Genomic DNA, 26,100 nt, shown 5'->3' with positions numbered 1-26,100 from the left:
AAGGCATCCCGCCGGGCCAGAGGCGGGAGGGGCTGAACCGGTAGGTGCCGTGAAAAGGCTGAAACCAACGGACCTGCGACGGTCCAAAGATACGGCCCGGCAATTGCACGACTTTCACCACACTGACTTACACCCGCATTTGCCGGGCCATTCCCTTCTGCCGCCACGGCAGCGCCGTTGTGGCGCCCGTGCATCTAAAGCGCTTTGGATTGACGGCGACGCGCTGCTGAAACGTTGCAGATTTTACTCATTCGCTTCTGTACCTATTTCCCCACATGGTCTAAACCGCTGCTGATCTTTTCCCGCTCGATGGATGATGAAAGGGCCTCTCCGATGACCGATCCCAAAGCGCTAGCAGCCCGTTTCCCCGGTGATTTCCTGTTCGGAGTCGCAACCGCCTCCTTTCAGGTCGAAGGCTCGACCAGGGCAGATGGCCGCAAACCTTCCATATGGGATGCCTTCTGCAACATGCCGGGTCACGTCTTCGAGCGTCACAATGGCGATATAGCCTGCGATCACTATAATCGCTGGGAGCAGGATCTCGATCTCATCAAGGACATGGGCGTCGAGGCCTATCGTTTTTCCATCGCCTGGCCGCGCATCATCCCTGACGGCTTCGGCCCGATCAACGAAAAGGGGCTGGATTTTTACGACCGCCTCGTCGATGGCTGCAAGGCGCGCGGTATCAAGACCTATGCGACACTTTACCATTGGGACCTGCCGCTGACGCTGATGGGTGATGGCGGCTGGGCCGCGCGTTCCACCGCCCATGCCTTTCAGCGTTACGCCAAGACGGTCATGGCAAGGCTCGGCGACCGGCTGGATGCGGTGGCGACCTTCAACGAGCCCTGGTGCGCGGTCTGGCTTAGCCATCTCTACGGCATTCACGCGCCGGGCGAGCGCAACATGGAGGCCGCCCTTGCCGCCATGCATCACATCAATCTCGCCCATGGTTTCGGCGTGGAAGCCTCCCGCCATGTGGCGCCGAAAGTGCCTGTAGGGCTGGTGCTCAACGCCCATTCCGTCATTCCCGCCTCCAACAGCGACGCCGATCTCAAGGCCGCTGAGCGGGCATTCCAGTTCCACAATGGCGCCTTCTTCGATCCGGTCTTCAAGGGTGAATATCCGGCCGAGATGATGGAAGCGCTGGGTGGCCGCATGCCGGTGGTGGAGGCGGAAGACCTTTCCATCATCAGCCAGAAGCTCGACTGGTGGGGCCTGAATTATTATACGCCGATGCGCGTCGCCGACGACGCTACCGAAGGTGCGGAATTCCCTGCCACCACACCGGCCCCGGCTATCAGCGACGTGAAGACCGATATCGGATGGGAGGTCTATGCCCCGGCGCTCAAGTCGCTGGTGGAAGACCTCTACAAGCGCTATGAGCTGCCGGATTGCTACATCACCGAAAACGGCGCCTGCTATAATATGGGTATCGAAAATGGCGTGGTGGATGACCAGCCGCGGCTGGATTATTATGCCGAACACCTTGGTATCGTCGCCGATCTGGTGAAGGACGGCTACCCGATGCGCGGTTATTTCGCCTGGAGCCTGATGGATAATTTCGAATGGGCCGAGGGATATCGCATGCGCTTCGGCCTCGTGCATGTGGATTATGATACGCAGGTGCGGACGCTGAAGAACAGCGGCAAATGGTACAGCGCCTTGGCGTCTAATTTCCCCAAGGGCAATCACGGTTTGGCGAAGGGGTGAGGCTTTCTCCCTCATTCCCTGTGCTTGTCACAGGGATCCAGCCAGCCCAAGTCTTTGGGCTGAGGGGAGCCTTTCCGCCACTCAGACGCGTGTCGACTGGATTCCTGTGACAAGCACAGGAATGAGGGTGGAGAGAGGCTGGCTCGTGTGTGAACTTTACCTGCCGCATTCCTACCAGGAGAGTACACTATCGCTGTCCCGGATAAAGTTCTGAGGCCTTATTATCAGTTTTGCTGATTTTTTCCTTGGTTACCCCGCAGTGCCTGCTTGCGTCCGTCATCCGGCCTCCTATGTCAGACGGGCTACGAAGGCGTAGCACCCGTTCTGGCATCCAAGGGGCAGGGCGGGTTGGTCCTCCCAGGGAAAACGAACATGCTTATCGAAAAACTCAACTGGCGTTACGCCACCAAGAAAATGGACCCTTCCAAGACTGTTGCGGAAGACAAGGTCGAGCGCATCGTCGAGGCGGCGCGGCTTGCGCCCACGTCCAGCGGTCTGCAGCCGTTCGAAGTGATCGTCGTCACCGATCCGGAAGTGCGCGCAAAGATCCGCGAGATCGCCTGGAACCAGGCGCAGGTTACCGAGGGTTCGCATCTTCTGGTGTTTGCGGCGTGGGATAATTACACCGAAGAGCGCATCAACCACATGTTCGATCTGGTCAATGAGGAACGCGGTATCCGGAATGAGGGATGGGAATCCTATCGCCAGATGCTGCTCTCTTCCTATCCGCAGCGTGACGAACAGGTGAATTTCGAACATGCCGCCCGCCAGGCCTATATTGGTTTCGGCATGGCGGTGGCGCAGGCCGCTTTCGAGGGTGTCGATTCCACCCCGATGGAAGGTTTCGATCCGGCAAAGCTGGATGAAATCCTCGGTCTTCGTGCAAAGGGCCTGCGCTCCGTCACCATCCTGCCGCTCGGATATCGCCAGTCGGAAGGCGACTGGCTGGTGAACCTGAAGAAGGTGCGCCGCCCGATCGAGGAATTTGCGAGCCGCGTCTGATTTCCAGGGCACTCGCAAAGTCTTGACCGCCGCAAGGCCGCAATGACGGCTTTGCGGTAGATTTTTCCTCTGATTTCAGATAATTGAAAAATCATCCCTGTTAAAAGATGGCGCCTGCGGGCAAGTATGCGCCATCGAAATGCCGATCCCCGGCATCTCTTGAGTGAAAGCCTGACGAAATGACCCGGACAGTCACCCGGAAAATCAGCTGTCATCGAATGTGCCATCCGGCCGCATGAAGAGAGCGGCTGTCTGCCGCAACAGGATTTTTTGAGACCCGATCCGTCACGCGTTTTCCCAGAGTTTTCAATGAGTTTTCAATCCAGCGCGGCATCGCCCGCGACCCCGCCGAAGGCGGTTTCAGAACTGGCGGTCAAGGACCCGATGGTCGCGTTCGAAGGCGTGACCAAGACATTTGGCGGCGCCGATGGCAAGCCGGGCTTCGCAGCCCTTGCCGGCATCGACTATCTTGTGCCGAAGGGCTCCATCACCGGCATCATCGGCCGTTCCGGTGCGGGCAAATCAACCCTCATCCGCCTTGCCAACGGTCTTGAAAAACCCTCCTCCGGCCGCGTCATCGTCGACGGCGTCGATGTTGCAGCCCTTGATGAGAAGAGCCTGCGGACGCTGCGCCGTTCCGTCGGCATGATTTTCCAGCATTTCAATCTCCTGTCGTCGCGCACCGCTTTCGACAATGTGGCGCTGCCGCTCGAAATCGCCGGTCTCGGCAAGAAGGAGATCGAAACCAGGGTTGCGCCGCTGCTCGATCTGGTCGGCCTTTCCGACAAGGCGAAGCGTTATCCGGCGGAACTTTCCGGTGGCCAGAAGCAGCGTGTCGGCATCGCCCGCGCGCTTGCCACGCAACCCAAGCTGCTCCTGTCCGACGAGGCGACGTCGGCGCTCGACCCGGAGACGACCCAGTCCATCCTCGAGCTTCTGAAGCGCATCAATGCCGAACTGGGGCTCACCGTGCTGCTCATCACCCATGAGATGGAGGTGGTGAAGACCATTGCCTCGCAGGTGGCTGTCATCGACAGGGGCCTGATCGTCGAGCAAGGCCGTACCTTCGACATCTTCACCGCACCGAAACACGAGACGACCCGCAGCCTGCTGTCGTCGTCGGTCGGCGTGAAGCTGCCGCATTGGGTGACTTCGGGCTTAAAGCCGGAAGCTGCGGAAGGCGACCGCGTTCTCGTGCGGCTGGTGTTCTTCGGCGAAACGGCTTTCCAGCCGCTGACCGCCCGGCTTGTGGCCGAGATCGGCCCTGATGTGAACATCCTTGCCGGCACCATCGAGGAAATTTCCGGCGAACCCTTCGGCTCGCTGGTTGTCTCCTATCCGGCCACAGCGGAAATCACCGCCCGCGCCAGCCGCTTTTATACTGAGACCGGTCTTCACACGGAGGTGCTCGGTTATGTCGCCTGATATGATTTTCAACCTTCTCTTGAAGGGCCTTCTGCAAACGCTGCACATGGTCGCGGTCGCCGGCATCGTCGGCTCGATCATCGGTGTGCCGATGGGCGTTTTCCTCGCCACCAGCGGCAAGGGTGAACTGTTCCCCGCGCCGATGACGAACCGCATTCTCGGCCTCGTCGTCAACGCGGCGCGCTCCACGCCCTTCATCATTCTGGTGGTGGCGATCATTCCTTTCACCCGTCTCGTGGCCGGCACCTCCATCGGCACCAGCGCCGCCATCGTGCCGCTCACGGTCGCCACCGTGCCTTTCATTGCAAGGCTGGTGGAGGCGGCGATCCGCGAGGTGGACAAGGGCCTGATTGAGGCCGCCCGCGCCATGGGCGCGACACCGTTGCAGATCGTCACGAAAGTGCTGCTGGCCGAAGCCAAGCCCGGCATCACGCTGGCGCTGACACTCACCCTCGTCAGCCTCATCGGTTATTCGGCGATGGTCGGCGCTGTCGGTGGCGGCGGGCTGGGAGACCTCGGCATTCGCTACGGTTACCAGCGTTTCATGCCTGACGTGATGCTGGCCGTGGTTCTGGTGCTCATCGTGCTGGTACAGCTGGTGCAGAGCGCCGGTGACCGTCTTGCCCGCAGCTTCGACAAGCGGACCCGCAAAAACTGATAAAGCCGTTCAAGAACAACAATCCCAAGAATAACAAACCCAAGGAGACACCCATGAAGAAAATCATCCTCGCGGCTTCGCTCGCCGCTCTCTTCACCGCCGGTCAGGCGCTGGCCGAGACCATCAAGATCGGCGTAACCCCCGCCGAGCACGCGCAGATCATGGAGCAGGTCAAGAAGATCGCGGCGACCAAGGGTCTGGACATCGACATCGTCGAATTCTCCGATTATGTCGTGCCGAACCAGGCGCTGAACGATGGCGAACTTCAGGCCAACTCCTTCCAGCACCAGCCTTATCTCGACAACCAGATCGCCGACCGCAAGTTCGATCTCGTCAGCGTCGGTACCACCATCACCACCCCGATGGGCGTTTATTCGAAGAAGGTGAAGAATCTCGACGAGCTGAAGGACGGCGCGACCGTCGGCATTCCGAACGACCCGACCAATGGCGGCCGCGCGCTGCTGGTTCTCGCTTCCAAGGGCGTGATCAAGGTCAAGGAAGAAGCCGGCCTGAAGGTAACGCCTGCCGATATCACCGAAAACCCGAAGAACATCCAGATCGTCGAGCTTGATGCTGCCCAGCTGCCGCGCTCGCTTGACGACACCGATGCTTCGGTCATCAACACCAACTATGCGACGGCTGCCGGCCTGAACCCGAAGAAGGACGCCATCGCCATCGAAAGCGAAAAGTCCCCTTACGCCAACATCATCGCCGTTCGTGCGCAGGACAAGGACAAGCCCTGGGTGAAGACGCTGGTGGAATCCTACCACAGCCCGGAAGTGAAAGCCTTCATTCTGGAGAAGTATAACGGCACGGTCATTCCGTCCTGGTAATCCTGTCGGTTACGGCAAAAATGACGACCTCTCCCGGTTACGGGGGAGGTTTTTTGTTTTTGGGCCCGCGTGCAACCACGTTTTCTGAAAACCCCCCATGATTTCGGGGAAGGATTTTTCAGGTTTTTACCCTGACTGTCGTTTTATACCCGTTGTTTTTTGGGGCTGCGTCACAATCCGGTTTAACGGCTTCTGAATGTTTCCTTCGCAAGATGATGCTTTCGAAGGGGATTTTATGCGGATTGCGCCGCGAAACATTGGGGAATACCTGCCGGTCGGGCGTAGAACGGCCGTGGGCGTCGTATTGTCCACATTCGCGCTCGTGCTTCTCATCGTCACCGCGCTCGTCCTGTCCGCCTTGAGCCAGGTCAGGGAAAAGGCGAATTTGCTCGACAACGCCCGTTCGCGCGAGACGACGGCGGGCGCGCTTGTCACCTTCCGCGAGCAGCTCGGTGCGACCCTGAACGACTATGCCGCCTGGGACGACGCGGCGGAATATGTGTATGCCCCTGACCGCTTCGACTGGGTGGCCAGTAATTATGGCGACATGACGGTCAACAACGATCTTTTCGATACCGCCGTCGTTCTTGATGAAGACCGCAAGGTCCGCATGGCCTATCAGAACGGCAAGCCGGTTTCGTGGACGCCGGATGTCTATTTCGCAAGGGGCCTGAAGGAAATGATCGAGCGCGTGCAGTCCATGCGCGCGGATATCACCTCTCAGGTTACCGGTTTCGTGAAAACCAGCGATGGCATCGCCGCCGCGGGCGTGGCGCTGGTGCGGCTCAAATCCGGCGCATTGCCGCCGGTCGGGGCCGAGCGGCGCTATCTGATCTTCGCCCGTCATCTCAGGCAGGCGACCGTGGACAAGCTTGCCCGCAACTACGTCATTGACGGGCTGGAGCTGCAATATGGCGATGGGCCTGCCGAAAACCACGTGGACATCGTCAACCCTCTGGGCGATGTGCTTGCGCGGCTCACCTGGCGCTCGCATCTGCCGGGAGACGTCAGTTTTCACGATGCGCGGCCGGTCGTCTTCACCGCGCTCGGCATTGCCGGCACCTTCTTTCTTGTCCTTCTCATCATCGGTTCGGCCACACTTGACCGGCTGAAGGCCGATGAGGCGGCGGCAAGGGAGGAGGCCCTGCGTGATCGCCTGAGCGGGCTCAATAACCGCGCTGGCCTGTTTGCCAAGCTGAACCGCATGGTCGGCAAGGCCCGCCATGACAAGACGGATATCAAGCTGCTCTATCTTGATCTCGATGGTTTCAAGGAGATCAACGATTCCTACGGCCACGCCGCGGGCGACAGGCTGATCAAGGGCGTGGCGGCCGCGCTCAGGGTGCTGATGCCGGAAGGCGCCGTGTTGGCGCGGCTTGGCGGCGACGAATTCGCCATCGCCATTCAGGGCAATGACGTCTGGTCGGAAGGCCGCAAGCTCTGTCAGGCGCTGCTGGAACTTTTCACCGAGCCCTTCAGCATCGGGGAGCGGGTGGCGAGCATCGGTTGCAGCATCGGCACCTCGGTTTCCAGGTCTGGCGATATCAATGGCGAAGAACTGCTGCGTCGCGCCGACATGGCCATGTATCAGGCCAAGGAAAACGGCCGCGGCCGTTACGTTTCCTACGAGCTGAAAATGGATGCGCTGCGCGAGGAAAAGCTGCAGCTTGAGGCGGATCTGCGCCACGCCATTCTGAATGACGAAATAACGGTGGTCTACCAGCCGGTCGTCAGCGCCGCCACGCGCTGCATCACCGGGGTTGAGGCCCTTGCCCGCTGGCAGAGGCCGGGATACGGCTTCGTACCGCCGGATATCTTCATCGCCGCCGCCGAGACGAGCGGCCTTATCGACCGGCTCGGCCTTGTTGTCCTGCACAAGGCCTGCGAGACGGCTGCACAATGGCCCTCGATCAAGCTTTCGGTGAATATCTCACCCGTACAGTTCCGCAATCCTGCCTTCTCCCGTCACGTGGCGGATATTCTCGCGGCCACCCAGACGCCGACCGAGAGGTTGCGGCTGGAGATGACGGAAGGGTATTTCATCCAGCATCCGGAACGGGCAAGTGCCGCGATCGACAAGCTGAAACAGCTTGGCCTGCATATAGCGCTCGATGATTTCGGGGCCGGTTTCGCAAGTGTGGGATATCTGCGCCGCTTCGGTTTCGACCGGATGAAGATCGACCGGTCGCTGATCATGGCCCTCGATAAGGGCGGGCGTTCGCTGGAAATGCTGCAGGCGACGGTGGCGCTGGCGAAATCGCTCGATATTCCGGTCACGGCGGAGGGTGTCGAGACGGAAGAGCAGGCGGCCATCCTGCATCTGTGCGGCTGTGACGAATTGCAGGGTTACCTGTTCTCAAAACCTGTCGCTGCCGAGGTGATTACGGCCATGCTGGACGAGCAGACTGCACCGCTCTTCGCGCTTCGGGCCGGGGCCTGAGCGCCTCCGACGGTTATCAATCCCCAATACGGGTATCGCTCGCGGAAGACCGAGGAATGTGCCGGAAAATTGCCGGCCGCGAAGGCAGGCGCGTTGCCGCGCCTGCCCTGTCGGTGATTAGCGGATGTCCTCAGGCAGAACGTCCGAAGGGATGTTCTGGTAGGAAACCGGGCGCATGAAGCGGCGGATCGACATGGTGCCGACCGAGGTTGCGCCGAAGTTGGTCGACGCCGGGTAGGGGCCGCCATGAACCATGGCCTCGGAGACTTCCACGCCGGTCGGGAAACCGTTGGCGAGAACGCGGCCGGCCTTGCGCTCCAGGATCGGCAGCAGCTTGCGGCCGAGCTCGGCGTCGCCGGCATCCAGATGCAGGGTGGCGGTCAGCTGGCCTTCGAAGCTCTTGGCCACTTCCAGCATTTCGTCTGCACTGTCGACCGTCACGATCAGGCCGAGCGGTCCGAAGACCTCTTCGGCGAGTGCGTGGTTCGCCACCCAGTCCTTGCCCGCAACGCGGAACAGGTAAGGCGTTGCGTTACGCAGATCGCAGGTGGTGGTCAGCACGTCGCGCACGCCATTGCCGGCGGCGATACGGTCGCGGCCGTCACGATAGGCAGAAGCGATACCGTCCGTCAGCATGACCTGCGGGCCGACTTCGGAAAGAGCAGCACGCGCGGTTTCCGCGACAGCATCCGCCTGCGAGGCGAGAATGACGGCAATGCCGGGATTGGTGCAGAACTGGCCCGCACCCATGGTGAGCGAACCCGCCCAGCCCTTGGCGATGGCCTCGCCACGGGCGGCAACGGCTTCCGGCAGCAGGAACATGGGGTTGACGGAACCGAGTTCGCCGAAGAAGGGGATGGGCTCGGGGCGCTGGGCGCAGAGATCGAACAGCGCGCGGCCGCCGGCGAGCGAGCCGGTAAAACCGACCGCCTTGATGCGCGGATGCTGCACGAGCGCGGAGCCGACATCGCGGCGGCCGCCCTGGATCAGCGAGAAGACGCCGGGATGCAGATTGTGCTTCTTGACGGCGGCGAGAACCGCTTCGGCGACGATTTCGCCGGTGCCGGGATGGGCGGAATGGCCCTTGACGACGACGGGGCAGCCGGCTGCCAGAGCGGCGGCGGTGTCACCACCGGCTGTCGAGAAGGCGAGCGGGAAGTTGGAGGCGCCGAAGACCGCAACGGGGCCGATCGGACGCTGCATCAGGCGGATATCCGGGCGCGGCAGCGGCTGGCGGTCCGGCAGCGCCTCGTCGTGGCGGCGGTCGAGATAGTCGCCCTTGCGGATATGCGAGGCGAAAAGGCGCAGCTGGCCAACGGTGCGGCCGCGTTCACCCTGCAGGCGTCCTGCGGGCAGGCCGGTTTCGGAGGAGCCGATTTCGGTGATGGCGTCGGCGCGAGCTTCGATCTCGTCGGCAATGGTGTCGAGGAACGCGGCGCGCTCTTCGCGGGTGGTATAGCCATAGCTCCAGAAGGCGTCTTCGGCTGCTTCACAGGCCGCATTCACCAGATCGACGGTGCCGACCGAAAAATCGAAAGCTTCGCCATGTGCAGGCTCGCTGCGGAATTTTGCTTCCGTTGCGACCCATTCTCCTGCAACCAGATGTTTGCCATGCGGCTTGAAACTCATTGTGCTCTTCCCTGAAAATCTGATCCTGTGTGGACAATCCACCCGACACCGTGACATTGCACCGAAAGGCGACAGCGCAAACGCCATCAGCCGCGATCCGCGCCCGGTTGCCCTCTGCCTTAGCCCGTGTGCGGGCTGAGCGAAAGCCGGTTTTTCAACTATCTGACCAAAAAGTGTGATTAATCAGGCGAGGCGTGAAAAAGACGCGCTTCCGTTTACATGCCGCACGCTCTATTGTGACGCCATGATGACAAATAGACTTCCGAAATACGTCGCCTGGTCGGTTTTTCTGCTGATCGTGATCGTTACAGTTTGCCCCATCGGCTTTCGTCCACACACGCTGACGACGGTGGGCATAGACCGCGCCGCCGCCTTCGCCTTCTGTTCGGCCGCCTTCGTGCTGGCCTATCCGCGTTATTGGCTCGTGGTCATCGTTGCCGGTGTTGTGGCAGCTTTCGGTATAGAGGCGCTGCAATTCCTGTCCCCCACGCGCCATCCGCATTTGACGGATGCAGTGGTGAAAGCGGCCGGCGCTATCACCGGCGGGCTTGTCGCTTTTTCTTATCTTCAGTTCAGGACGCGGTTGGCTGCAGCTTCTCTCATCCGTCAGTCCGGCTTAAGGTCGGAATGACGGAAACGGACGCGTAAAGGCCCAGGAAACTTCTTTACCTGCCATGCTACTTCCCCGCATGCCGCCACAAAAGGCCGACGATGCGGCTTTCCGTGCTGGCGGATTCGGAAAAGACCTCGTTTGCCAGTTGCAGGCCTTCTGCGCGCAGCGCCTGCTGCCGCTGGATAATGGCGTCGAGAAGCAGGGCCAGCCGTTCACCATTGCCGAAACGGTCCGGCTCCCGGTCGGCGACGGCGGCAAGGACCGAAAGATCGTGCTCGTGACCGAGTATGTCGACCAGCCGCTTGGTATCGGCCCTTTTCGCGCGCATGGCGGAGGGCCAGATGCGGCGCAGGAGACCGAGATGCATCCAGTAGGCTTGCCCGGCCTTGCGCAATTCGTGAAAATGTTCGACGTCGGCATGGTCGTGGCAGTCGGTGAGCGCCTGGCGCGCACGCTTCCGCTGCTTTGACCAGCCGGTTCTCACCAGCCGCGCTGTTTGCTTCAGGTCGTCAGGCAGTGACAGCGCCTCCAGCCTCTTGCGTGCCTCCTCGCAGCCGGCAATGGCCGCCGAAATGGCGTCGTTTAGACCTGCTTCGTGTTCTATGGCGTAGTCGCGGCGTTCACGCAGCATCGCCGCGATGGAGCGCAGCGCCTCGCCCTGGGCGTCGGAGAGCGCGAAAGGCTCGAGATAATCCGCCGTCTCCACCAGCGCCGTCGCATCGCGAGCGAAGGCAAGCGAGCGGGCAATGTCGCGGAAGCGGGCATTTTCACGATTGCTGAAATCGGGCGCGGCCTTCCTGATCAGGCGGTAGAGAGCGCGCAGCCGCTTGAACCGCTTGCGGGCATCGTGCACCGCTTCGTGCGGGCCGGACGGCTGGTCGCGAAGGATTGTTATCGCATCGTCAATCAGTTCCAGCCCGGCGCGACGAATTTCGTCGTCAAAGGGCTTTTTCGGATCAATTCTGAAAGGCATCCGACAATTCTCCATGCGGATTGTCCATGGCGAGCGACTGGTTGGAAAAGCGGCGGTCGCCCGTGACCTCCCTGCCCAGCCACGACGGCAGATCGGGATCGGCATTTTCGTCGTCCATCTCCACTTCCGCCACGACCAGTCCCTGATATCGGCCCTCGAAAACATCCACTTCCCAGGTGAACCCGTTGTGATCGACCGTATGACGCGTTTTTTCGATCACCACGCCCGGCGCGCTCGCCATCAGCTCTTCGGCGTCCTTGAGGGGTATGGAATATTCATATTCGTCGCGGACAAGCGCGCTTGCGCCGATCTTGATGGTCAAGGTCGCATCGCGCTGGTCGACGATCCTGACCCGGACCGAGCGGTTTTCCATCGAGGCGACATATGCCTGCCGGAAAGCCATGCTATGCGTGACCTCATTGCGCCATTCACCGCCTGCAACAAGAAACTTCCGTTCAATTTCCTTGGCCATGCTGTCTCCGCGAACTGGGGAGCCAGATTATCGCAAGAGGGCTCCATGAAGAAGCGAATTGATTGAAGTATCTGGATAAAAAATGGCCATGCCATGCCTCGACATGAAAGCCGGGGCAGGCTAATCGGTAAACGGGATTTAAATCGTTTCAATCGCGCAAGGGAGGCTCATCTTGGCCCAGGACTCCGAAAAACTTCTCTCCATCCTCAAACTGCAGCCGGTCGTGCCGGTGCTGATCGTGGATGACGCCGCTTCCGCCGTGCCGCTCGCACGCGCTTTGGTCGCAGGCGGCCTGAAGGCAATCGAGATCACCATGCGCACGCCGGCAGCATTGGATGCCATCCGCGCGGTTGCAGCGGAAGTGGAGGGCGCCAATGTCGGCGCCGGCACCATTCTCAATGCCCGGGATTTCGAAGCGGCGGCGGAAGCCGGCTCCACCTTCATCGTCAGCCCCGGCATCAATAAAAGCGTGCTGGAAGCCGCGCGCGGTTCCAAAGTACCGCTGCTTCCGGGTGCGGCCACCGCCAGCGAAGTCATGGCGCTGCGCGACGAGGGTTACAAGGTGCTGAAGTTCTTCCCCGCCGAACAGGCCGGCGGCGCACCTTATCTCAAGGCGCTGTCCTCGCCGCTCGCCGGCACCGTCTTCTGCCCGACCGGCAGCGTGTCGCTCAAGAACGCTAATGACTATCTCTCCCTGCCGAACGTCGTCTGCGTCGGCGGCTCCTGGGTCGCCCCGCGCGAACTGGTGGCGACGGGTGACTGGGCGGGCATCACCAAGCTTGCTGCCGAAGCCGCCGCACTGCGCGGCTGATTTGCATCCTGTCAAACCCGTTCACGAAGGCGTGAGCGGGTTTGACATTTGTTTTCGGCCCACGGCTTCCTATCTCCCCTGTAGATTTGACCTCTACAGGAGATTTTGATGTTCGACGCCAAGAAGCTTCTTGAACAATTCCTCGGCTCGCAGGTGCCGGGCCTTTCGGGAAGCGTCCGTGACAGAGCCGGGCAGGCCGCCGATATCGCAAAGAACAATCCGCTGAAGGCCGGCGCGCTCGCCGCCGCCATTCTGGGCACCAAGACCGGCCGCAAGCTCGCCGGCAATGTCGCCACCATCGGCGGTGTCGCCGCCATCGCTGGCCTCGGTTACCTCGCCTACAAGAATTACAAGTCCGGCCAGGCGCCTGAAGTTGCGCCGAAACCCGAGCCGGAGCTTCTCGCCCCGCCCGCCGATTCCGCCTTCCACCCGCAATCGCCCGCCCTTTCCAATGATTTTGCGCTGAAGCTCATCCAGGCGATGATCGCCGCAGCCAAGGCGGACGGTCATATCGATGAGAAGGAGCGCGCCAACATCATGGACAAGGTGCAGGTCTCCGGCCTCGATAGCGAAGCCGAGCGGTTCCTCGAAAAGGAGCTGGCCGATCCGCTCGACATCGATGCGCTGGTGGCTGCTGCCCGCACGGAAGAGCAGAAGGTTGAGCTTTACACCGCCTCGCGGCTTGCCATCGAGGCCGATACGCGGGCGGAGCGGGGGTATCTCGATCTTCTTGCCGGGCGGCTTGGGCTGCCGGATGCGCTGGTCGATCATATCGAGGCGACGGTGGTGGCGGCGAAGGTTTGAGGTTAGCCTCGGCGGGCGCGGTTCACCCCCCTCTGCCCTGCCGGGCATCTCCCCCTCAAGGGGGGAGATCGACAAGCGGCTATGACCCGCCTCTCTCAACATTTGCGAATGAAGTGGTGGTAGCGCCTCCTGCTGATCTCCCCCCTTGAGGGGGAGATGCCCGGCAGGGCAGAGGGGGGTGAGCCACAGCCGCTAACCTGACACATGCACTGTTGTCATCCCGCCCCGCTTGCCCTAATCCTTCTCCCAGCAAATGGGGAAGAGAATGCGCGATCTGAGTGATTTTAGGGGATGTCCGCCGCCGCAGCCGGTGGTGTTGAAGGGCCGTTACGTGACGGCGGAGCCGTTCGATCGCGAAAGACATCTCGCAAGGCTCTGGGCCGCACTTGGCGGCGAGGGCGTGAATGCGCTGCTCAAATATTTCCCGCAAAGCGCCTTTCCCGATGCCGACGCTTTCGGCGACTGGCTCATCGGCGCAGGGCAGAAGCTCAACTGGGTCACGCTGGTCTTCGTTGAAAACGCCACCGGCGATATCGTCGGCATGGCGAGCTATATGCGGCCGGATCCCGCCAATGGCGTGGTCGAGGTCGGCTCCGTCGCCCATGGCGCGAAGATGAAGCGCTCGCCTCTTTCCACCGAGGCGCATTATCTGATGGCGAAACATGTTTTCGAGGATCTGGGGTATCGCCGTTACGAGTGGAAATGCCACAATGAAAACGAGCCCTCCAAGATCACGGCGAAGCGTTATGGCTTCACCTTCGAAGGCGTCTTCCGCCAGCATATGATCTCGAAGGGCCAGAACCGCGATACGGCGTGGTTTTCCATGATCGACGGCGAGTGGCCGCTGATCGGCAAGGCCTTCGAAACCTGGCTTGCGCCGGAGAATTTTGCGGCCGACGGCGCGCAGAAGCGCAAGCTTGAGGATATCCGTGCGGAGTTTGCCGATGCCATTGCCTGAAAACTCGGCGCCTGAAAACCCGGCGCCTGAAAAGCCGAGCTCCGGCAAGAAGGATTGGTCGCCGGCCATCGCCGCCGCCCTCATCATTGTCGGTTTCGGGCTGGTCTTTTTCGTCATGCCGAAGATCATGCTGTGGCTGGGCGATTATTCACCCTGGCTCGCCGCTGCCTTCGGCACCGTGGCGGTGCTGTGTTTCTTCCTGCTGTTCTGGCTGCGCGCGCGTTACCAGCGTCGCCGTGACGGTTAGAGCTTAAGCGACGCGCCGAGCAGCAACAGCCCCATGATGAGCACGAACAGCGCACCGGCGATCTCGATCGCATGGCTGATGCCGGCTGCCCTGCGGCTGCCGGGGCCGGCGAAACGCACGGCGAGGCCTTTTGCCGAGACCGCCATTATGGCGAGCAGCGATACCGTTATCGCCGTGCCGAGCGACATGGCGAGGACGGAGAGCACACCGCCGAGATAAAGCCCGTTCAGAAGCGCGAAGCTCATGACGATGATCGCGCCAGAGCAGGGCCTGAGCCCGACCGCGATGATGGCGGACCATGCCTCGTGCAGGCTGAAGTTCTTGCCCTTCAGCAACATGGGATCCGGTGCATGGGATTTACCGCAGGCGGTGCAGAGATCGCCGGTGCCGTCATGGTCGTGATCTGCAAAGACCGGCTTGCCCTGGAACCGCAGCCCTGTGCCCATGCCGCTGGTTCGGGCCACCGATGCCTCGCCCGCCGTGGCGAAGACGGGAACGGGTTCCCGCCGGATGCGCAGTGACCAGAGCTTTCGCACCAGCAGCCAGGCGCCGAACAGCGCCACCATGGCGAAGCTGGCGATCTCCATCGCCTGCGTCGCCTTCGTCATGGTGATGGAGGTGCCGCGCAGTACCAGCCAGGCCGCACCGACAAGGCCGATGGCGACCGCACCCTGAAGGAGCGCCGAGACGAAGGAAATGAGAATGCCGCGTTTCAGCTGCGTCTCATTGGCGATCATATAGGACGAAATGACCGCCTTGCCGTGGCCGGGGCCGGCGGCGTGGAAAACGCCATAAGCAAAAGAGAGGCCGATCAGCGAGCTGAGCGCCCAGCCATCCTCGCGCATGGCCTTCAACGCGCCGGTCAGCGCACGGTAGAACATCTGCTGGTGCACATTGATCCATTGCATCAGCGGCGCGAAGGGGCCGCCGACGGAAAAGGAAGGTTCGGCCGAGCCGATGCCGAGCGGCGACTGCGCATGGGCGGCACCGGCCACGGCAATAAGGCCGATGGCGACGGCGAAGAGGCCGGCCCTGCGGCTCAGCATGTCACCTCCAGCCGGGTGGCGAAGAGCTTGGTCATGTCGGTGCCGGTCGGATCGTTGAAGAAGGCGTCGGTCAGCGAACTCTGGTTCTGCGAGATCACCTCGTCGGGATCGGGGCGCACCACGTGGTGCTTGCAGGCATTCAGATCCTTACCCTGCGTGGCGATATCGCCGTCCTTGGCGAAATCGATCGCCGTATACATGGTCGGATCCCAGGCGCCGAAGCTGAGCTTGCCCTTGACGGCGAGAGGCTTGGCCGGCTTCACGGAGAAGAACATCAGGATCTGCTGGTCCTTGTAGTCCACGTGAATGGCCTCGGGCTTGGAAAATTCCACCGGTTTTCCATTGGCGGTGATGAAGGTGTAGTAGGAATATTCGGCGAGCGATTCCAGAACGGTATTGCCGATTTCGGCCAGCTCGTCCTTGTCGAGCTTCAGATCGCTGTTCTTGTCGTAATCCATCACCACGCTTGCCGAGAACATTTCGTCGAAACGCCAGATGTTGCGCACTTCCTGAACGGTGCCGTTCGGCCCCTCGACGATTTCCATGCGGGCTTCGGCAAAGATATGCGGATGCGCCGCCGCGGCGACGGGAACGCAGGCAAGGCCGGCCGCGAGGAGCAAAAAGCGTCTGTTCATTATCCGGTCTGTCCTGCCTTCGAATCTTTGAGGCCCGACTCTAGCAGAAATTGGGACCGAATTTCGACCTGATGCGTCCGATCCTTCGCGCGGGCCGACACTAAATTTCAGAAGGTGCCGCTGAAACGCGAGGTGATGCTGGAGCCGCTATAGGCAAGATCGGTATCGCGCTCGCCATGCAGCAGGCGGTTGAACTCCACCTCCAGCTTGCTGTTCTTGCCGGTATCGAAGGAGAGCGTCGCGACCAGCCGGCGCTCGCTGGTATCGTAATTATAATAGATCCAGTCCTTGTGGACCCGGTGCAGCGCAAGATCGAGCCGGACCTTTTCGGTGAGCCTGCTTTTCACGACGAATTGAAAGCGGCGATGGAATTCGGCAATCGGGTCATCCGGGTCGAAAAGCGCATAGTCCTGCGAAAAGCCCGCGCCGAAGGCGATGCGATCGGTGGCCTTCACCTCGGCCTCGGCCCGCAGATAGGGGCGGGTGCGTTTTACCTTGTCGCTGATCTCATCGCCGGAAATGGAGGTGAAGCCCGCTTCGGCCAGAACCGCGAAACGGTCGGAGAACCTGTAACCATAGGCCAGAGAACCTCGCAGCGTATTGGCCGGGAAACGTTCATATTTTTCCTGCTGCCCCTTAGGCACGGCGATACGGTCGTAGGCAAGCGTCAGCCCCGCCTCGCCGCCGCCGAGTGATCTTGCATATTCGGCCTTCAGCGATAAAAGCGCCTCGTTCGCTTCCAGTCGGGTGGGCATGAAATAGGCCGGGCGGAAGCGCGCCTTGCCTTTCATCAGGCTGGTGAGGCTTGCCGTCAGCGTGTTCTTGCCGCCAAGGGCGAGGATGCCGAGCTGGGAGGACGCCTCCAGCTTGTGATCCAGCTGCCGGTAACCAATGTCTTCTTCCGGCAGGTGCAGGAATATATCGCCGGCATCACTGCGGGTGCCGCGCAGCTCAAGGGCCCATTCCAGCTTTTCGGAAAATCGTTTCGTCAGCCCCAGCGCCGCGATGGTATTATGTTCATTGGCGAAACGATAACGGGGCAGGCGAACCTCTTCCTGCTCAAGCGAATAACGCAGCTCCGCCCCTTCCAGCGCGATCTTGCCATTGAGCCCAAAGCCGGCGCGCAGCGAAATCGCGCTCAGCCGGTTGGTATCGGCGAAATAATTGCTGTCATAAGCAATGCCGGATTTATAGGTGACATTGTGCTCATCGGCCTTTTCCCCCGCCCGTGCGCCACAGGCGCAGGCAAGCCCGAGAACAAGCGCGATATATCCCCCCAGTCCCATGCGCATCTCCAGTCGATAATTAAGCAATATCTTATATTTGGATGGTTAACAAAGTTTTTGGCGCCGCTTTTACTGTCGCAGCACAGGTGGCGGCCGGCGTTGTTTGAATAAGGGGCGGGCGCGCGAAGTCGCGATATGTAAAATTTGATTAAAATCATAAGTATTAGTGTTAATCGTTTATTGTAATATTAGCCTTTGCTTGAATTAGAATCCTCTAAATATACAGTTCGGTTACGCCAGAGGGCGTGATCAAACAAAAGAGGAGAGAGAAATGATTGCAAAGTTCGCTTGTGTAGCCGCTATTCTTACTGTCGCTTCCGTTGGTCAGGCCAATGCGGGCGGTCTTCTGGGAGGCATCCTGTCCGGCAACAGCAACAAGGGCGGCGCCCTTGTCGTCGTCTCGCCCAGCATCGATCTCGGTGTCAGCGGCATCCTGTCCAATAACGGGATTCTGAATGGCAACAAGACCGGCATCCTGAACGGTGTGCTGAACGGCAACAAGACGTCCGTCGATGTCATCGACAATAAGAATGACGGCGGCAAGAAGCGCCGGCACTAGACAATCCAGATCGAAAATCGACAGGGATTTTCGACGAAAACGATGCGCACAGGACATAAGCCGGGAACAAGCCTTGAGTTGCGTGTGTATGACGCATGCTGCTTCCGGCAAGAACAAACGGCGCATCGCACGACTGGAAGGGGGCCTTGCGGCCCCCTTTTTTTGTCTCTGCTCCCTGGAAATGAAACTGCGAACGGGCTTGAATGGCGGGGCGTTTTGGTGTGAAGGTGAGTTTCACGACCTCCAGGCTTCCAGTCGATTCTCCATGCTACAGAAACGCGCTTCGCCGGACGCATTTGATCGTCAGGCCTACTTGATCGCGCTACTGGTCTTTCTTGCCGGCAGCACGAATGCGGCTGTCGTGCCGTTTATCGGTTTTTATATCATCCAGGTGCTTGGCCATGCACCGGCGACGCTCGGTCTTTACAGCGTCACGGCAATGGTTGCCTCTATTGTTGCCAGCCGCATTTATGGCGAGCGTGTCGATGCCGGCGTGCGGGTGCGGCCTTTGCTGCTTCTCTCCGTCCTGGGTGCCTTTGTCGCGGCGGCGGCGGCGACCTTCGGGAACCTGGCGCTGCTGGTGGCGATAACGGCAACTGGCATGGGGCTTTCCAATGCCGCCAGCACCCTCGTCTTCAGCTACGGCCGTTATCACGGACGGGTAAAGTCACTCGATACGGCGTCCTATAACGCCTTTCTGCGAATGATGGTGTCGCTGGCCTGGATGCTGCTTCCCGCTGCCGCCTATCTGATCGTCGATCTGGCCGGCGCGAAAGCGGTGTTCATCAACGCCATGCTGATGGCCACCATCTGGGGCGGGCTTGCGCTTGCCATCGTGCCGCGTGGCCAGACATGCCCGATGGAGCGGCGCGAGGAGGGGCAAACCGACACCGGACGCAACCTGCCGCTGCTTCTGGCGGCCACGGCGAGCTTCTGCATGTCCTTTGCGCATTCCCTGTGCGCTTCCGCCCTGCCGGTGTTTCTGGTGCGGGAAGTGGGCCTTCCGGACTACGCGCCTGGTCTGTCGCTCAGCGTGAAATGCGCGATGGAGGTTCTGCTGATCCTGCTTGCGCCGAGGGTCATGCGCCGGGTCAGCGCCCGTATCCTTCTCTGCATCGCGGCGGTGATGGCGATCATTGCCTTCAACATCATTGCCTCGGTCGAAACCTTGCCTGCCATGATCATCGGCGCGGCAATGGAGGGGGCCTATTACGGCCTTTTCGCCGGTACAAGCCTGACTTTCATTCAGGGTTTTGCGCGCGGCCGCACGGCGCGGGCGACGGCGCTTTACATGAATTCCATCTTCCTTGCCGCATTGTTTGCTGTGCCGCTGATGGGGTTTGTGGCGCAATATGCCAGCTTCGGCGTATCGATCCGGCTTGCCTCGGTGGGTGCCGGTGCGGGGTTGCTGCTGCTGTTCCTCACGCGCCGTCAGGTGGGGGAGTAGAGGGCTAACGAAGCCCAACATCTCTCTTCCGTCATGCCGGCCTTGAGCCGGCATCCAGCCACGGCGCATCTGCGCCATGAAGGGACTCTGTCGCGGTCAGGAACCTGATCGCACTGGGCCCCGGCCCAAGTCCGGGGTGACGGGTGCTTTACCCGTCATCCCTCAAGCCGAAATATCGATGATCCCGCAATCGCCCGCTTCGGAGGCGAAGGCAAGCAGCTTGCCGGTGGCGCTCCAGTCCATGCTGGTGATGGCGCCCTTGCCGGGGCGGCGCAGCAGGGCTTCCTTGCCGTCCGCGAGCCTCACGCCGAGGATCATGCCGTCGATGAAGCCGATGGCGAGCACATCTTCCACAGGGTGGAAGGCGACATTGGTGACCATGATATTGGCGCGGCTGCCGAGTTCTTCCGGGGCCTTGCCCATCGGGCCGTCCTTGCCGGCAAACGGCCAGACGATGGCGGCCGGCGCGCCGGAAGAGGCCAGCCATTTGCCCTTTGCCGACCAGGAAATCGATTTGACCTTGGCGGGATAACCCGTCATGCGCATGTGGCGGGCTTCCATGCCGCCCTTGGTGGCTTCCATCTTCCAGCCGTGCAGGGCGTTTTCCTGCATGGTGGTGACGAGGAACTTGCCATCGGGCGAGAAGGTGACGCCGGTATGCGCACCCTTCCATTCCAGATCAACGGGATCGCCTGATGTCGCCACCCAGTGCAGCGTCACACCGTTATAACGGGCCACCGCAATGCGCAGGCCCTTGGGCGCGAAGGCGATGGCCTCCACCGTGCGCTCTTCCTTGAATTCCTTGACCGTGCCGTCCGACAGCCGGACGAAACTGGATTTGCCGACGCCATAAGCGACAGCCTTCTGCGGCCCGCCGGCGACGACGCCCACCCATTTGCGTGGCACGTTGGCGATCTCGCTGATGCTGCCGTCATGGCCAATGCGCAGCACACGGCCGTCTTCACCGCCGGAAAGCAGCGTGGCGCTATAGGGATCGCGCACGCAGGTCAGAAGCCCGTCATGCGCCTCAGTCACCTTCTCGCCGCCATCCAGCCGGTGAATGGTGCCGGCGGCGGTGGCAAACAGGGGAATGTCGCCGAGAAAATGGGTCGAGACCACGTGGCCTTCGATATCAAGCGGGGCAACAGTCGGCATGGGGCATCGGTCTTTCGTATGTGTGTTTTTCGTTTGGTGGATTTCGGTCGCTGACAAAGGTCGGGAGGACCCGTTGGTGCGGTTTCAACCCGTCGCGTCATGGTCGGGCTTGACCCGGCGATCCACATGCTGGCGGCAATGGGTCCTCGGGTCAAGCCCGAGGATGACGTCGAACGTGGGGAGGGCACCGAGCATGAGCGTCTCGGTGCGTCCCTTGAAAACCTCAGGCCGTGGCGAGGCAGGCGTTGAAGCTTTTTTCCAGCTTCTCGCGGTCCAGTTCGCGGCCGATGAAGACGAGGCGGCTTTCGCGTTTTTCGTCTTCCTTCCACGGGCGCTGGTGGTCGCCCTCGATGATCATGTGCACGCCCTGCACCACGTAACGCTCCGCATCGCCCTTGAAGGCGATGATGCCCTTGAGGCGCAGAATGTTCGGGCCGTCGGTCTGGGTGACCTTCTGGATCCATGGGAAGAACCGCTCGGGGTTCATCTCGCCGCCGCGCAGCGAGACCGACTGCACCGTCACGTCATGGATCGGCGAAACCGCGCCATGGTGGTGATGATCGTGGCCATGGTCATGCCCATGATCGTGGTCATGATGCCCGTGATCGTGGTCATGGTCGTGATGATGGTGATCATGATCGTGGTGGTGATGGTCGCAATCGGGGCCGCAGACGTGGTCGTCATGGCCGTGCTCGAGGAAATGCGGATCGTTTTCCAGCGCGCGCTCCAGATTGAAGGCGCCCTGATCGAGAACCCGGGCGAGATCGACACCGGACCGGGTGGTCTTGTAGATGCGCGCGGACGGGTTGATGGCGCGCACGATATCCTCGATGCGGGCCACTTCCTCCGGCGAAACGAGATCGGTCTTGTTGACGACGACGACATCGGCAAAGGCGATCTGGTCTTCAGCCTCGCGGCTGTCCTTCAGGCGCAGCGGCAGGTGCTTGGCGTCAACGAGGGCGACGACGGCGTCAAGCTCGGTCTTGGCGCGCACGTCGTCATCCATGAAGAAGGTCTGGGCGACGGGAACGGGATCGGCAAGGCCTGTCGTCTCGACGATGATGCCGTCGAAACGGCCGGGGCGGCGCATCAGGCCTTCCACGACGCGGATCAGGTCGCCGCGCACCGTGCAGCATACGCAGCCATTGTTCATTTCGTAGATTTCTTCATCGGACTCGACGATCAGATCGTTATCGATACCGATCTCGCCGAATTCATTGACGATGACAGCGTATTTCTTGCCGTGGTTCTCGGAGAGAATGCGGTTGAGAAGCGTCGTTTTGCCGGCGCCGAGATATCCCGTCAGGACGGTGACTGGAATGGGCTTGGCTATAGCTGTTTCGGTCATGGAAAACCCCGCGTGGAGAGAGGCCGTCAGGCCTCAGGAAGATGTGTCGTCGTCCATATAGGCGCGACGTCCTGGCAGTTCAAAGAGATTTTGGCCGAATTCGGCCATGGCACTCAAATTTTGTTATGAAATAACGTTATGTCAAAAGCGTGGATATCTTCAAGCAGTTCGACAAGGCCTTTTACGGCGTGGGAAATCAGCCTTTCGCCCTTTTCCGCTGTCGCGGCGGCGGCGTTTCCGGCAACGCCGTCGGGGTTCAGATCGCTCATCAGCCAGCCGAAGGCGTGTGGACCATAGGCGCGCAGGTGTTTGAAGCGGCTGGCGAAATCGCTCTGGCGGGAGGGAAAGTTTGCAGCCTTCTGCATCGCCACGCGTTCGGGGTGAAGCGCCAGCATGACCGATGTTTCGATATCGCCGCCATGGATATCGACCGCCTTGTCCTCGGGCTTCACGATATCCGCCGACACGCCGAAGCGGGTCCAGCTTGTGGCGACCGCCAGCATGCCGAAACGGGCGCGGGCCTCGGTGGCGACGATGGTCATTAGCGGTGAATTGCCGCCATGGGCGTTCAGCATCACGAATTTTCGCACGCCTTTTTTATATTCCGCCTCGGCGATGCCGAGCCAGCGCTCGATGGACTCATCGTAACGCAGCGTTTTTGTGCCCGGCACATTCATGTGTTCGATGGAATAGCCGACCGGTTCCACAGGTAGGAAGGAGACGGGCAGGTGAGCGGGCAGGGCGGCGGCGAGACGGGCGGCGATGCCTTCGGCAATCAGCGTATCGGTCTCGAACGGCAGGTGCGGCCCATGCTGTTCATGCGCGCCGAGCGGCAGCACGGAAATTGCAGCTGTTGCGCGAAGATGCGGGTCTGTTACGTTTTCGTCGTGATAATGCGTGTATGAGTTTGGCATCTGGCAGTCCGCGCGTGCATTCGGTAAGGATTTCCAGCAACATATATCGGTTCCGCCACAGGGTAAAAGGCACTCGCATATGAGCAAGGATAAAACTGGGCATAAGGACAAGGGCGCCAAGAAGGAAAAGAGTGGCAAGAAAATAAAGGACGCCAAAAAAAGGGATGAGAATTTCAACCCTGAGGAACTGGCGCAATCCATCACCCAGGCCGCCCGCTCCATGCGCACGGCGCTGAGCCACAGCCTTGCCGAAAGCGGGCTTTATGCCGGGCAGGACGGCGTTATCCTGGCGCTGGCGCAGGAAGGCAGCCTCACGCCGGGGCAGATCGCCCAGAAACTCGGCGTCAAGGCGCCCACCATGACGCGCACCATCGGCCGCATGGAGGCCCAGGGTTTCGTGGAACGCAGCGGCGACGACGAGGATGGCCGTGTCACGCTGGTAAAGCTGACGGAAGCCGGCCTGAAAAGCGTTGAACATATCAATGTCTCGATTGCCAATTGCGGCGCCCGCGCCATTGAGGGGCTTTCGGCCAAGGATGTGCGCACCGTGGTTAAACTTCTCAAGGCGATCGACACCAATCTTCAATAATTTGTTGAAATTTTTAAAAATAAAACTCTGTTTTGTGGGTATCTCTTAAACGGGTTGCGGATTTTGTTTAAATTGTTTAATTGCAATTTAAACAGATACGTCGTCAACGACATGCGTTTGGGAGGAATGCCGTGGCCCAAAAGGTCAAACTGTCCACGATTGCCGAAAGTCTCGGCCTTTCGACCGCCACCATTTCCCTCGCCTTGCGTGACAGTCCGCTGGTCGCCTCCGACACGCGCGACAAGATCAAGGAACAGGCGCGGGCGCTGGGTTACATTTACAACCGCCGGGCGGCCAGCCTGCGCACCTCGCGCTCCGGCATTGTCGGCGTGGTGTTCCATGATGTGATGAACCCCTTCTACGGCGAAATTCTCAAAGCCATCGAAAGCGAGCTGGACCGCAGCCGCCAGACCTTCATTCTCTCCAACCACTACGATTCGGTGGAGAAACAGCGCACCTTCATCGAAACGCTGCTGCAGCTCGGCTCGGACGGCATCATCATGTCGCCCGCCATCGGCACGCCGATCGAGGATATGACGCTGGCCGAGGAAAACGGCATGCCCGCCATTCTGGTGGCCCGTTCCCTGGATGGCGTCGACATGCCGACCTATCGCGGCGACGACAGCTATGGCATTTCGCTCGCCACCAACCACCTTATCAGCCTCGGCCACCGCACCATCGCCATGGTTGGCGGCACCGACCAGACCTCGACCGGCCGTGACCGTTATCAGGGGTATGTCAATGCGCTGCGCAAGGCCGGCATCGAGGTCGACCCGAACCTGCGCATCCCCGGCCCCCGCTCCAAACAGGGCGGTTTCGAGGCTGCGGTGCATTTCCTCTCCCTGCCGCAGAAGCCGACGGCCGCAGTCTGCTGGAACGATCTCGTCGCCATCGGTCTCATGAACGGCATTTCCCGCGCCGGTCTGGTGCCGGGCGTCGATATTTCCGTCACCGGCTATGACGATCTGGAAGAGGCGGCGATTGCCACGCCGGCGCTGACCACCGTTTCCAACGGCCAGGCCGAGGTGGGGCGCTTGGCGGCCCGCGCATTGCTGGACAGGCTGGCGGGCAGCCACGAGCCTGACGGCATTCACCTCATCAAGCCGGAAATGCGCATCCGGCAATCGACCGGGCCGGTGCGGCCGCGGGTGTAGTATATCGCCCGGGAGCATGGATGCGGCAGGCTGTATGTTTCTGGTTGTTCGCGATGTTCCCTTCTTCCGTCATTCCGGCCTTGAGCCGGAATCCAGCCACCGCGTGTCGACGCGGTGAAAAGACTCTCTAAGCCCAAGGACTTGGGCTGGCTGGATGCCGGATCAAGTCCGGCATGACGGAAATGGGGCGCAAAAAATCGGCATGAAACTTCCGTCTGGCCCCATAGCATCCCCTTATTGCCCTTTTCACGGCCGTCTTTGTTTGAAAGGATCGCCGCCCAGAGGAGCGGGATGGCGAAAGGTTCGCCTGAAACCTGCTCCGGCTATTGGAATGTTATCAGGAGGAATATCCGCTCATGTCTGACAAAAAGGCCGTCGTTCTCGTTCCCGGCAAGATAAACCCGCGCGTTCTCGAACGCCTCGAAGGCAAGGTCGAGATCGTGACTGTGCCTGCCGGTGCCGAGCCGGTTCTGCCTGAGGGTGCAGCCGAGCGCGTCAATGCCATCGCCGTTTCCGGCGTCGTCAACGCTAAATGGATCGATGCGCTGCCGAAGCTCGAGATCATCGCCAATTTCGGCGTGGGTTATGACGGCGTCGATGCCAAACATGCCGCCACGCGCAACATCGTGGTGACCAATACGCCTGACGTGCTGAACGACGAGGTGGCCGATACGACGATTGCGCTTTTGATCAACACCGTGCGCCGGCTCTATCAGGCCGAGACTTGGTTGCGCGATGGCAAATGGGTTGGCGAAGGTCCGTTCGCACTCTCGCCGTTTTCACTGCGCGGCCGCAAGGTCGGCCTTTTCGGCATGGGCCGCATCGGGCAGGAAATCGCCAAGCGGCTGGAGCCTTTCAAGGTGGAAATCGGATACCACACCCGCAGCAAGCGGGATGGCCTCCCTTACACCTATTACGGCTCGCTGAAGGAGATGGCGGAAGCCGTCGATATCCTGATCTGCATCGTGCCCGGCACGCCGGAAACGCACAAAGCGATCAATACCGAAATCCTGACGGCGCTCGGGCCTGAGGGCGTGTTCATCAATGTCGGGCGCGGTTCCAGCGTCGATGAGGATGCGCTTCTGCAGGCGCTTAAGAGCGGTGCTGTGGGTGCTGCCGGTCTCGATGTGTTCTATGCTGAGCCGAAGGTGCCTGAAGCTTTCCTGTCGCTGCCGAATGTCTCCCTGCTGCCGCATGTCGCCTCTGCCTCGATCCCGACGCGCAACGCCATGGCCGATCTGGTGGCTGACAATATTCTCGGCTGGTTCAAGGACGGCAAGGTGCTGACGCCGGTGCCGGAAACGCCGGTCAAGGGGTGAGGTCGGAACCTCCACGCACCGTCACCCCGGACTTGATCCGGGGTCCAGCATGATCAAGTCTTTGATCATA

At 60.7% G+C, this 26,100-nt stretch carries 25 protein-coding genes; 16 read left to right on the top strand and 9 right to left on the bottom strand.

What is annotated here, in order from left to right; translation table 11 throughout:
* The first annotated feature begins 333 nt into the window (after nucleotides 1-333).
* The 6 genes from FY152_15325 to FY152_15300 all read left to right on the top strand — a co-directional run bounded on the left by FY152_15325 (nucleotide 334) and on the right by FY152_15300 (nucleotide 8,071).
* Nucleotides 334-1,713, top strand: a complete 1,380-nt coding sequence (locus FY152_15325; protein UXS33544.1) for a beta-glucosidase — start codon at nucleotides 334-336, stop codon at nucleotides 1,711-1,713.
* A 372-nt stretch (nucleotides 1,714-2,085) separates the two neighbouring features.
* Nucleotides 2,086-2,715 carry an NAD(P)H-dependent oxidoreductase gene (locus FY152_15320; GenBank protein UXS33543.1) on the top strand — a complete coding sequence of 210 codons (630 nt, stop codon included), beginning with the start codon at nucleotides 2,086-2,088 and terminating at the stop codon, nucleotides 2,713-2,715.
* 384 nt (nucleotides 2,716-3,099) lie between these two features.
* Nucleotides 3,100-4,140, top strand: coding sequence for a methionine ABC transporter ATP-binding protein (locus tag FY152_15315; GenBank protein ID UXS35077.1), 1,041 nt, complete (start codon nucleotides 3,100-3,102; stop codon nucleotides 4,138-4,140).
* On the top strand, nucleotides 4,130-4,798 hold the full coding sequence (locus FY152_15310; protein ID UXS33542.1) for an ABC transporter permease: 669 nt from the start codon (nucleotides 4,130-4,132) through the stop codon (nucleotides 4,796-4,798). Before FY152_15315 ends, FY152_15310 begins: the two co-directional genes overlap by 11 nt.
* Nucleotides 4,799-4,851: 53 nt before the next feature.
* Entirely contained in the window at nucleotides 4,852-5,631 is a 780-nt protein-coding gene (locus tag FY152_15305) for a MetQ/NlpA family ABC transporter substrate-binding protein (GenBank protein ID UXS33541.1), read from the top strand.
* Between the two features lie 196 nt (nucleotides 5,632-5,827).
* Nucleotides 5,828-8,071, top strand: a complete 2,244-nt coding sequence (locus FY152_15300) for an EAL domain-containing protein (GenBank protein UXS33540.1) — start codon at nucleotides 5,828-5,830, stop codon at nucleotides 8,069-8,071.
* Between the two features lie 117 nt (nucleotides 8,072-8,188).
* Here the strand turns inward: FY152_15300 and FY152_15295 are convergent, their stop codons facing one another.
* Nucleotides 8,189-9,700 (bottom strand): aldehyde dehydrogenase (NADP(+)), encoded by a 1,512-nt coding sequence (locus tag FY152_15295; protein UXS33539.1) that lies wholly within the window; start codon nucleotides 9,698-9,700, stop codon nucleotides 8,189-8,191.
* 244 nt (nucleotides 9,701-9,944) lie between these two features.
* Here FY152_15295 and FY152_15290 point away from each other — a divergent pair, with 244 nt between their 5' ends.
* On the top strand, nucleotides 9,945-10,331 hold the full coding sequence (locus tag FY152_15290) for an antibiotic resistance protein VanZ (protein UXS33538.1): 387 nt from the start codon (nucleotides 9,945-9,947) through the stop codon (nucleotides 10,329-10,331).
* A gap of 46 nt (nucleotides 10,332-10,377) precedes the next feature.
* On the opposite strand, the gene FY152_15285 is transcribed toward FY152_15290, so the two are convergent.
* Together FY152_15285 and FY152_15280 are read right to left on the bottom strand one after the other, a co-directional pair.
* The gene (locus FY152_15285; protein ID UXS33537.1) at nucleotides 10,378-11,286 is read right to left on the bottom strand and encodes a CHAD domain-containing protein; all 909 of its coding nucleotides are present in this window, start codon (nucleotides 11,284-11,286) and stop codon (nucleotides 10,378-10,380) included.
* Nucleotides 11,270-11,758 (bottom strand): CYTH domain-containing protein, encoded by a 489-nt coding sequence (locus tag FY152_15280; GenBank protein UXS33536.1) that lies wholly within the window; start codon nucleotides 11,756-11,758, stop codon nucleotides 11,270-11,272. The genes FY152_15285 and FY152_15280 overlap by 17 nt, the downstream gene beginning before the upstream one ends.
* Before the next feature lie 172 nt (nucleotides 11,759-11,930).
* Between FY152_15280 and FY152_15275 the strand changes: the two genes are divergently transcribed.
* The 4 genes from FY152_15275 (at nucleotide 11,931) to FY152_15260 (ending at nucleotide 14,578) form a co-directional block, all read left to right on the top strand.
* On the top strand, nucleotides 11,931-12,569 hold the full coding sequence (locus FY152_15275; protein UXS33535.1) for a 2-dehydro-3-deoxy-phosphogluconate aldolase: 639 nt from the start codon (nucleotides 11,931-11,933) through the stop codon (nucleotides 12,567-12,569).
* Between the two features lie 108 nt (nucleotides 12,570-12,677).
* Entirely contained in the window at nucleotides 12,678-13,373 is a 696-nt protein-coding gene (locus FY152_15270) for a tellurite resistance TerB family protein (protein ID UXS33534.1), read from the top strand.
* Nucleotides 13,374-13,638: 265 nt separating this feature from the next.
* Nucleotides 13,639-14,331, top strand: coding sequence for a GNAT family N-acetyltransferase (locus tag FY152_15265; GenBank protein ID UXS33533.1), 693 nt, complete (start codon nucleotides 13,639-13,641; stop codon nucleotides 14,329-14,331).
* Nucleotides 14,318-14,578, top strand: coding sequence for an intracellular growth attenuator family protein (locus tag FY152_15260; protein UXS33532.1), 261 nt, complete (start codon nucleotides 14,318-14,320; stop codon nucleotides 14,576-14,578). Before FY152_15265 ends, FY152_15260 begins: the two co-directional genes overlap by 14 nt.
* Here FY152_15260 and FY152_15255 read toward each other — a convergent pair.
* The 3 genes from FY152_15255 to FY152_15245 form a co-directional block, all read right to left on the bottom strand.
* Complete coding sequence (locus FY152_15255) at nucleotides 14,575-15,624, bottom strand: nickel/cobalt transporter (GenBank protein UXS33531.1); 1,050 nt, start codon at nucleotides 15,622-15,624, stop codon at nucleotides 14,575-14,577. The genes FY152_15260 and FY152_15255 overlap by 4 nt on opposite strands.
* Nucleotides 15,618-16,259: a DUF1007 family protein gene (locus tag FY152_15250; protein ID UXS33530.1), complete on the bottom strand. Its 642-nt coding sequence runs from the start codon at nucleotides 16,257-16,259 to the stop codon at nucleotides 15,618-15,620. The genes FY152_15255 and FY152_15250 overlap by 7 nt, the downstream gene beginning before the upstream one ends.
* Nucleotides 16,260-16,366: 107 nt before the next feature.
* Nucleotides 16,367-17,545: a hypothetical protein gene (locus FY152_15245; GenBank protein UXS33529.1), complete on the bottom strand. Its 1,179-nt coding sequence runs from the start codon at nucleotides 17,543-17,545 to the stop codon at nucleotides 16,367-16,369.
* Nucleotides 17,546-17,816: 271 nt separating this feature from the next.
* Between FY152_15245 and FY152_15240 the strand changes: the two genes are divergently transcribed.
* Complete coding sequence (locus FY152_15240) at nucleotides 17,817-18,104, top strand: hypothetical protein (protein ID UXS33528.1); 288 nt, start codon at nucleotides 17,817-17,819, stop codon at nucleotides 18,102-18,104.
* 265 nt (nucleotides 18,105-18,369) lie between these two features.
* Nucleotides 18,370-19,551: an MFS transporter gene (locus tag FY152_15235; GenBank protein UXS33527.1), complete on the top strand. Its 1,182-nt coding sequence runs from the start codon at nucleotides 18,370-18,372 to the stop codon at nucleotides 19,549-19,551.
* 162 nt (nucleotides 19,552-19,713) lie between these two features.
* Here the strand turns inward: FY152_15235 and FY152_15230 are convergent, their stop codons facing one another.
* From FY152_15230 to FY152_15220, 3 genes are all read right to left on the bottom strand, one after another.
* The gene (locus tag FY152_15230) at nucleotides 19,714-20,706 is read right to left on the bottom strand and encodes a WD40 repeat domain-containing protein (protein UXS33526.1); all 993 of its coding nucleotides are present in this window, start codon (nucleotides 20,704-20,706) and stop codon (nucleotides 19,714-19,716) included.
* Between the two features lie 223 nt (nucleotides 20,707-20,929).
* Nucleotides 20,930-22,054: a GTP-binding protein gene (locus FY152_15225; GenBank protein UXS33525.1), complete on the bottom strand. Its 1,125-nt coding sequence runs from the start codon at nucleotides 22,052-22,054 to the stop codon at nucleotides 20,930-20,932.
* 113 nt (nucleotides 22,055-22,167) lie between these two features.
* Nucleotides 22,168-22,968 (bottom strand): creatininase family protein, encoded by an 801-nt coding sequence (locus FY152_15220; protein UXS33524.1) that lies wholly within the window; start codon nucleotides 22,966-22,968, stop codon nucleotides 22,168-22,170.
* Between the two features lie 79 nt (nucleotides 22,969-23,047).
* Between FY152_15220 and FY152_15215 the strand changes: the two genes are divergently transcribed.
* The 3 genes from FY152_15215 to FY152_15205 all read left to right on the top strand — a co-directional run bounded on the left by FY152_15215 (nucleotide 23,048) and on the right by FY152_15205 (nucleotide 26,030).
* Complete coding sequence (locus FY152_15215) at nucleotides 23,048-23,557, top strand: MarR family transcriptional regulator (protein ID UXS33523.1); 510 nt, start codon at nucleotides 23,048-23,050, stop codon at nucleotides 23,555-23,557.
* Between the two features lie 131 nt (nucleotides 23,558-23,688).
* Nucleotides 23,689-24,711, top strand: a complete 1,023-nt coding sequence (locus FY152_15210; GenBank protein UXS33522.1) for a LacI family transcriptional regulator — start codon at nucleotides 23,689-23,691, stop codon at nucleotides 24,709-24,711.
* 356 nt (nucleotides 24,712-25,067) lie between these two features.
* Complete coding sequence (locus tag FY152_15205; GenBank protein ID UXS33521.1) at nucleotides 25,068-26,030, top strand: 2-hydroxyacid dehydrogenase; 963 nt, start codon at nucleotides 25,068-25,070, stop codon at nucleotides 26,028-26,030.
* Nucleotides 26,031-26,100 lie beyond the last annotated feature (70 nt).

Origin of the sequence: Agrobacterium tumefaciens (assembly GCA_025560025.1) — a bacterium.
Lineage (GTDB): Bacteria > Pseudomonadota > Alphaproteobacteria > Rhizobiales > Rhizobiaceae > Agrobacterium.
This window is presented reverse-complemented; position numbering and strand designations above follow the sequence as displayed.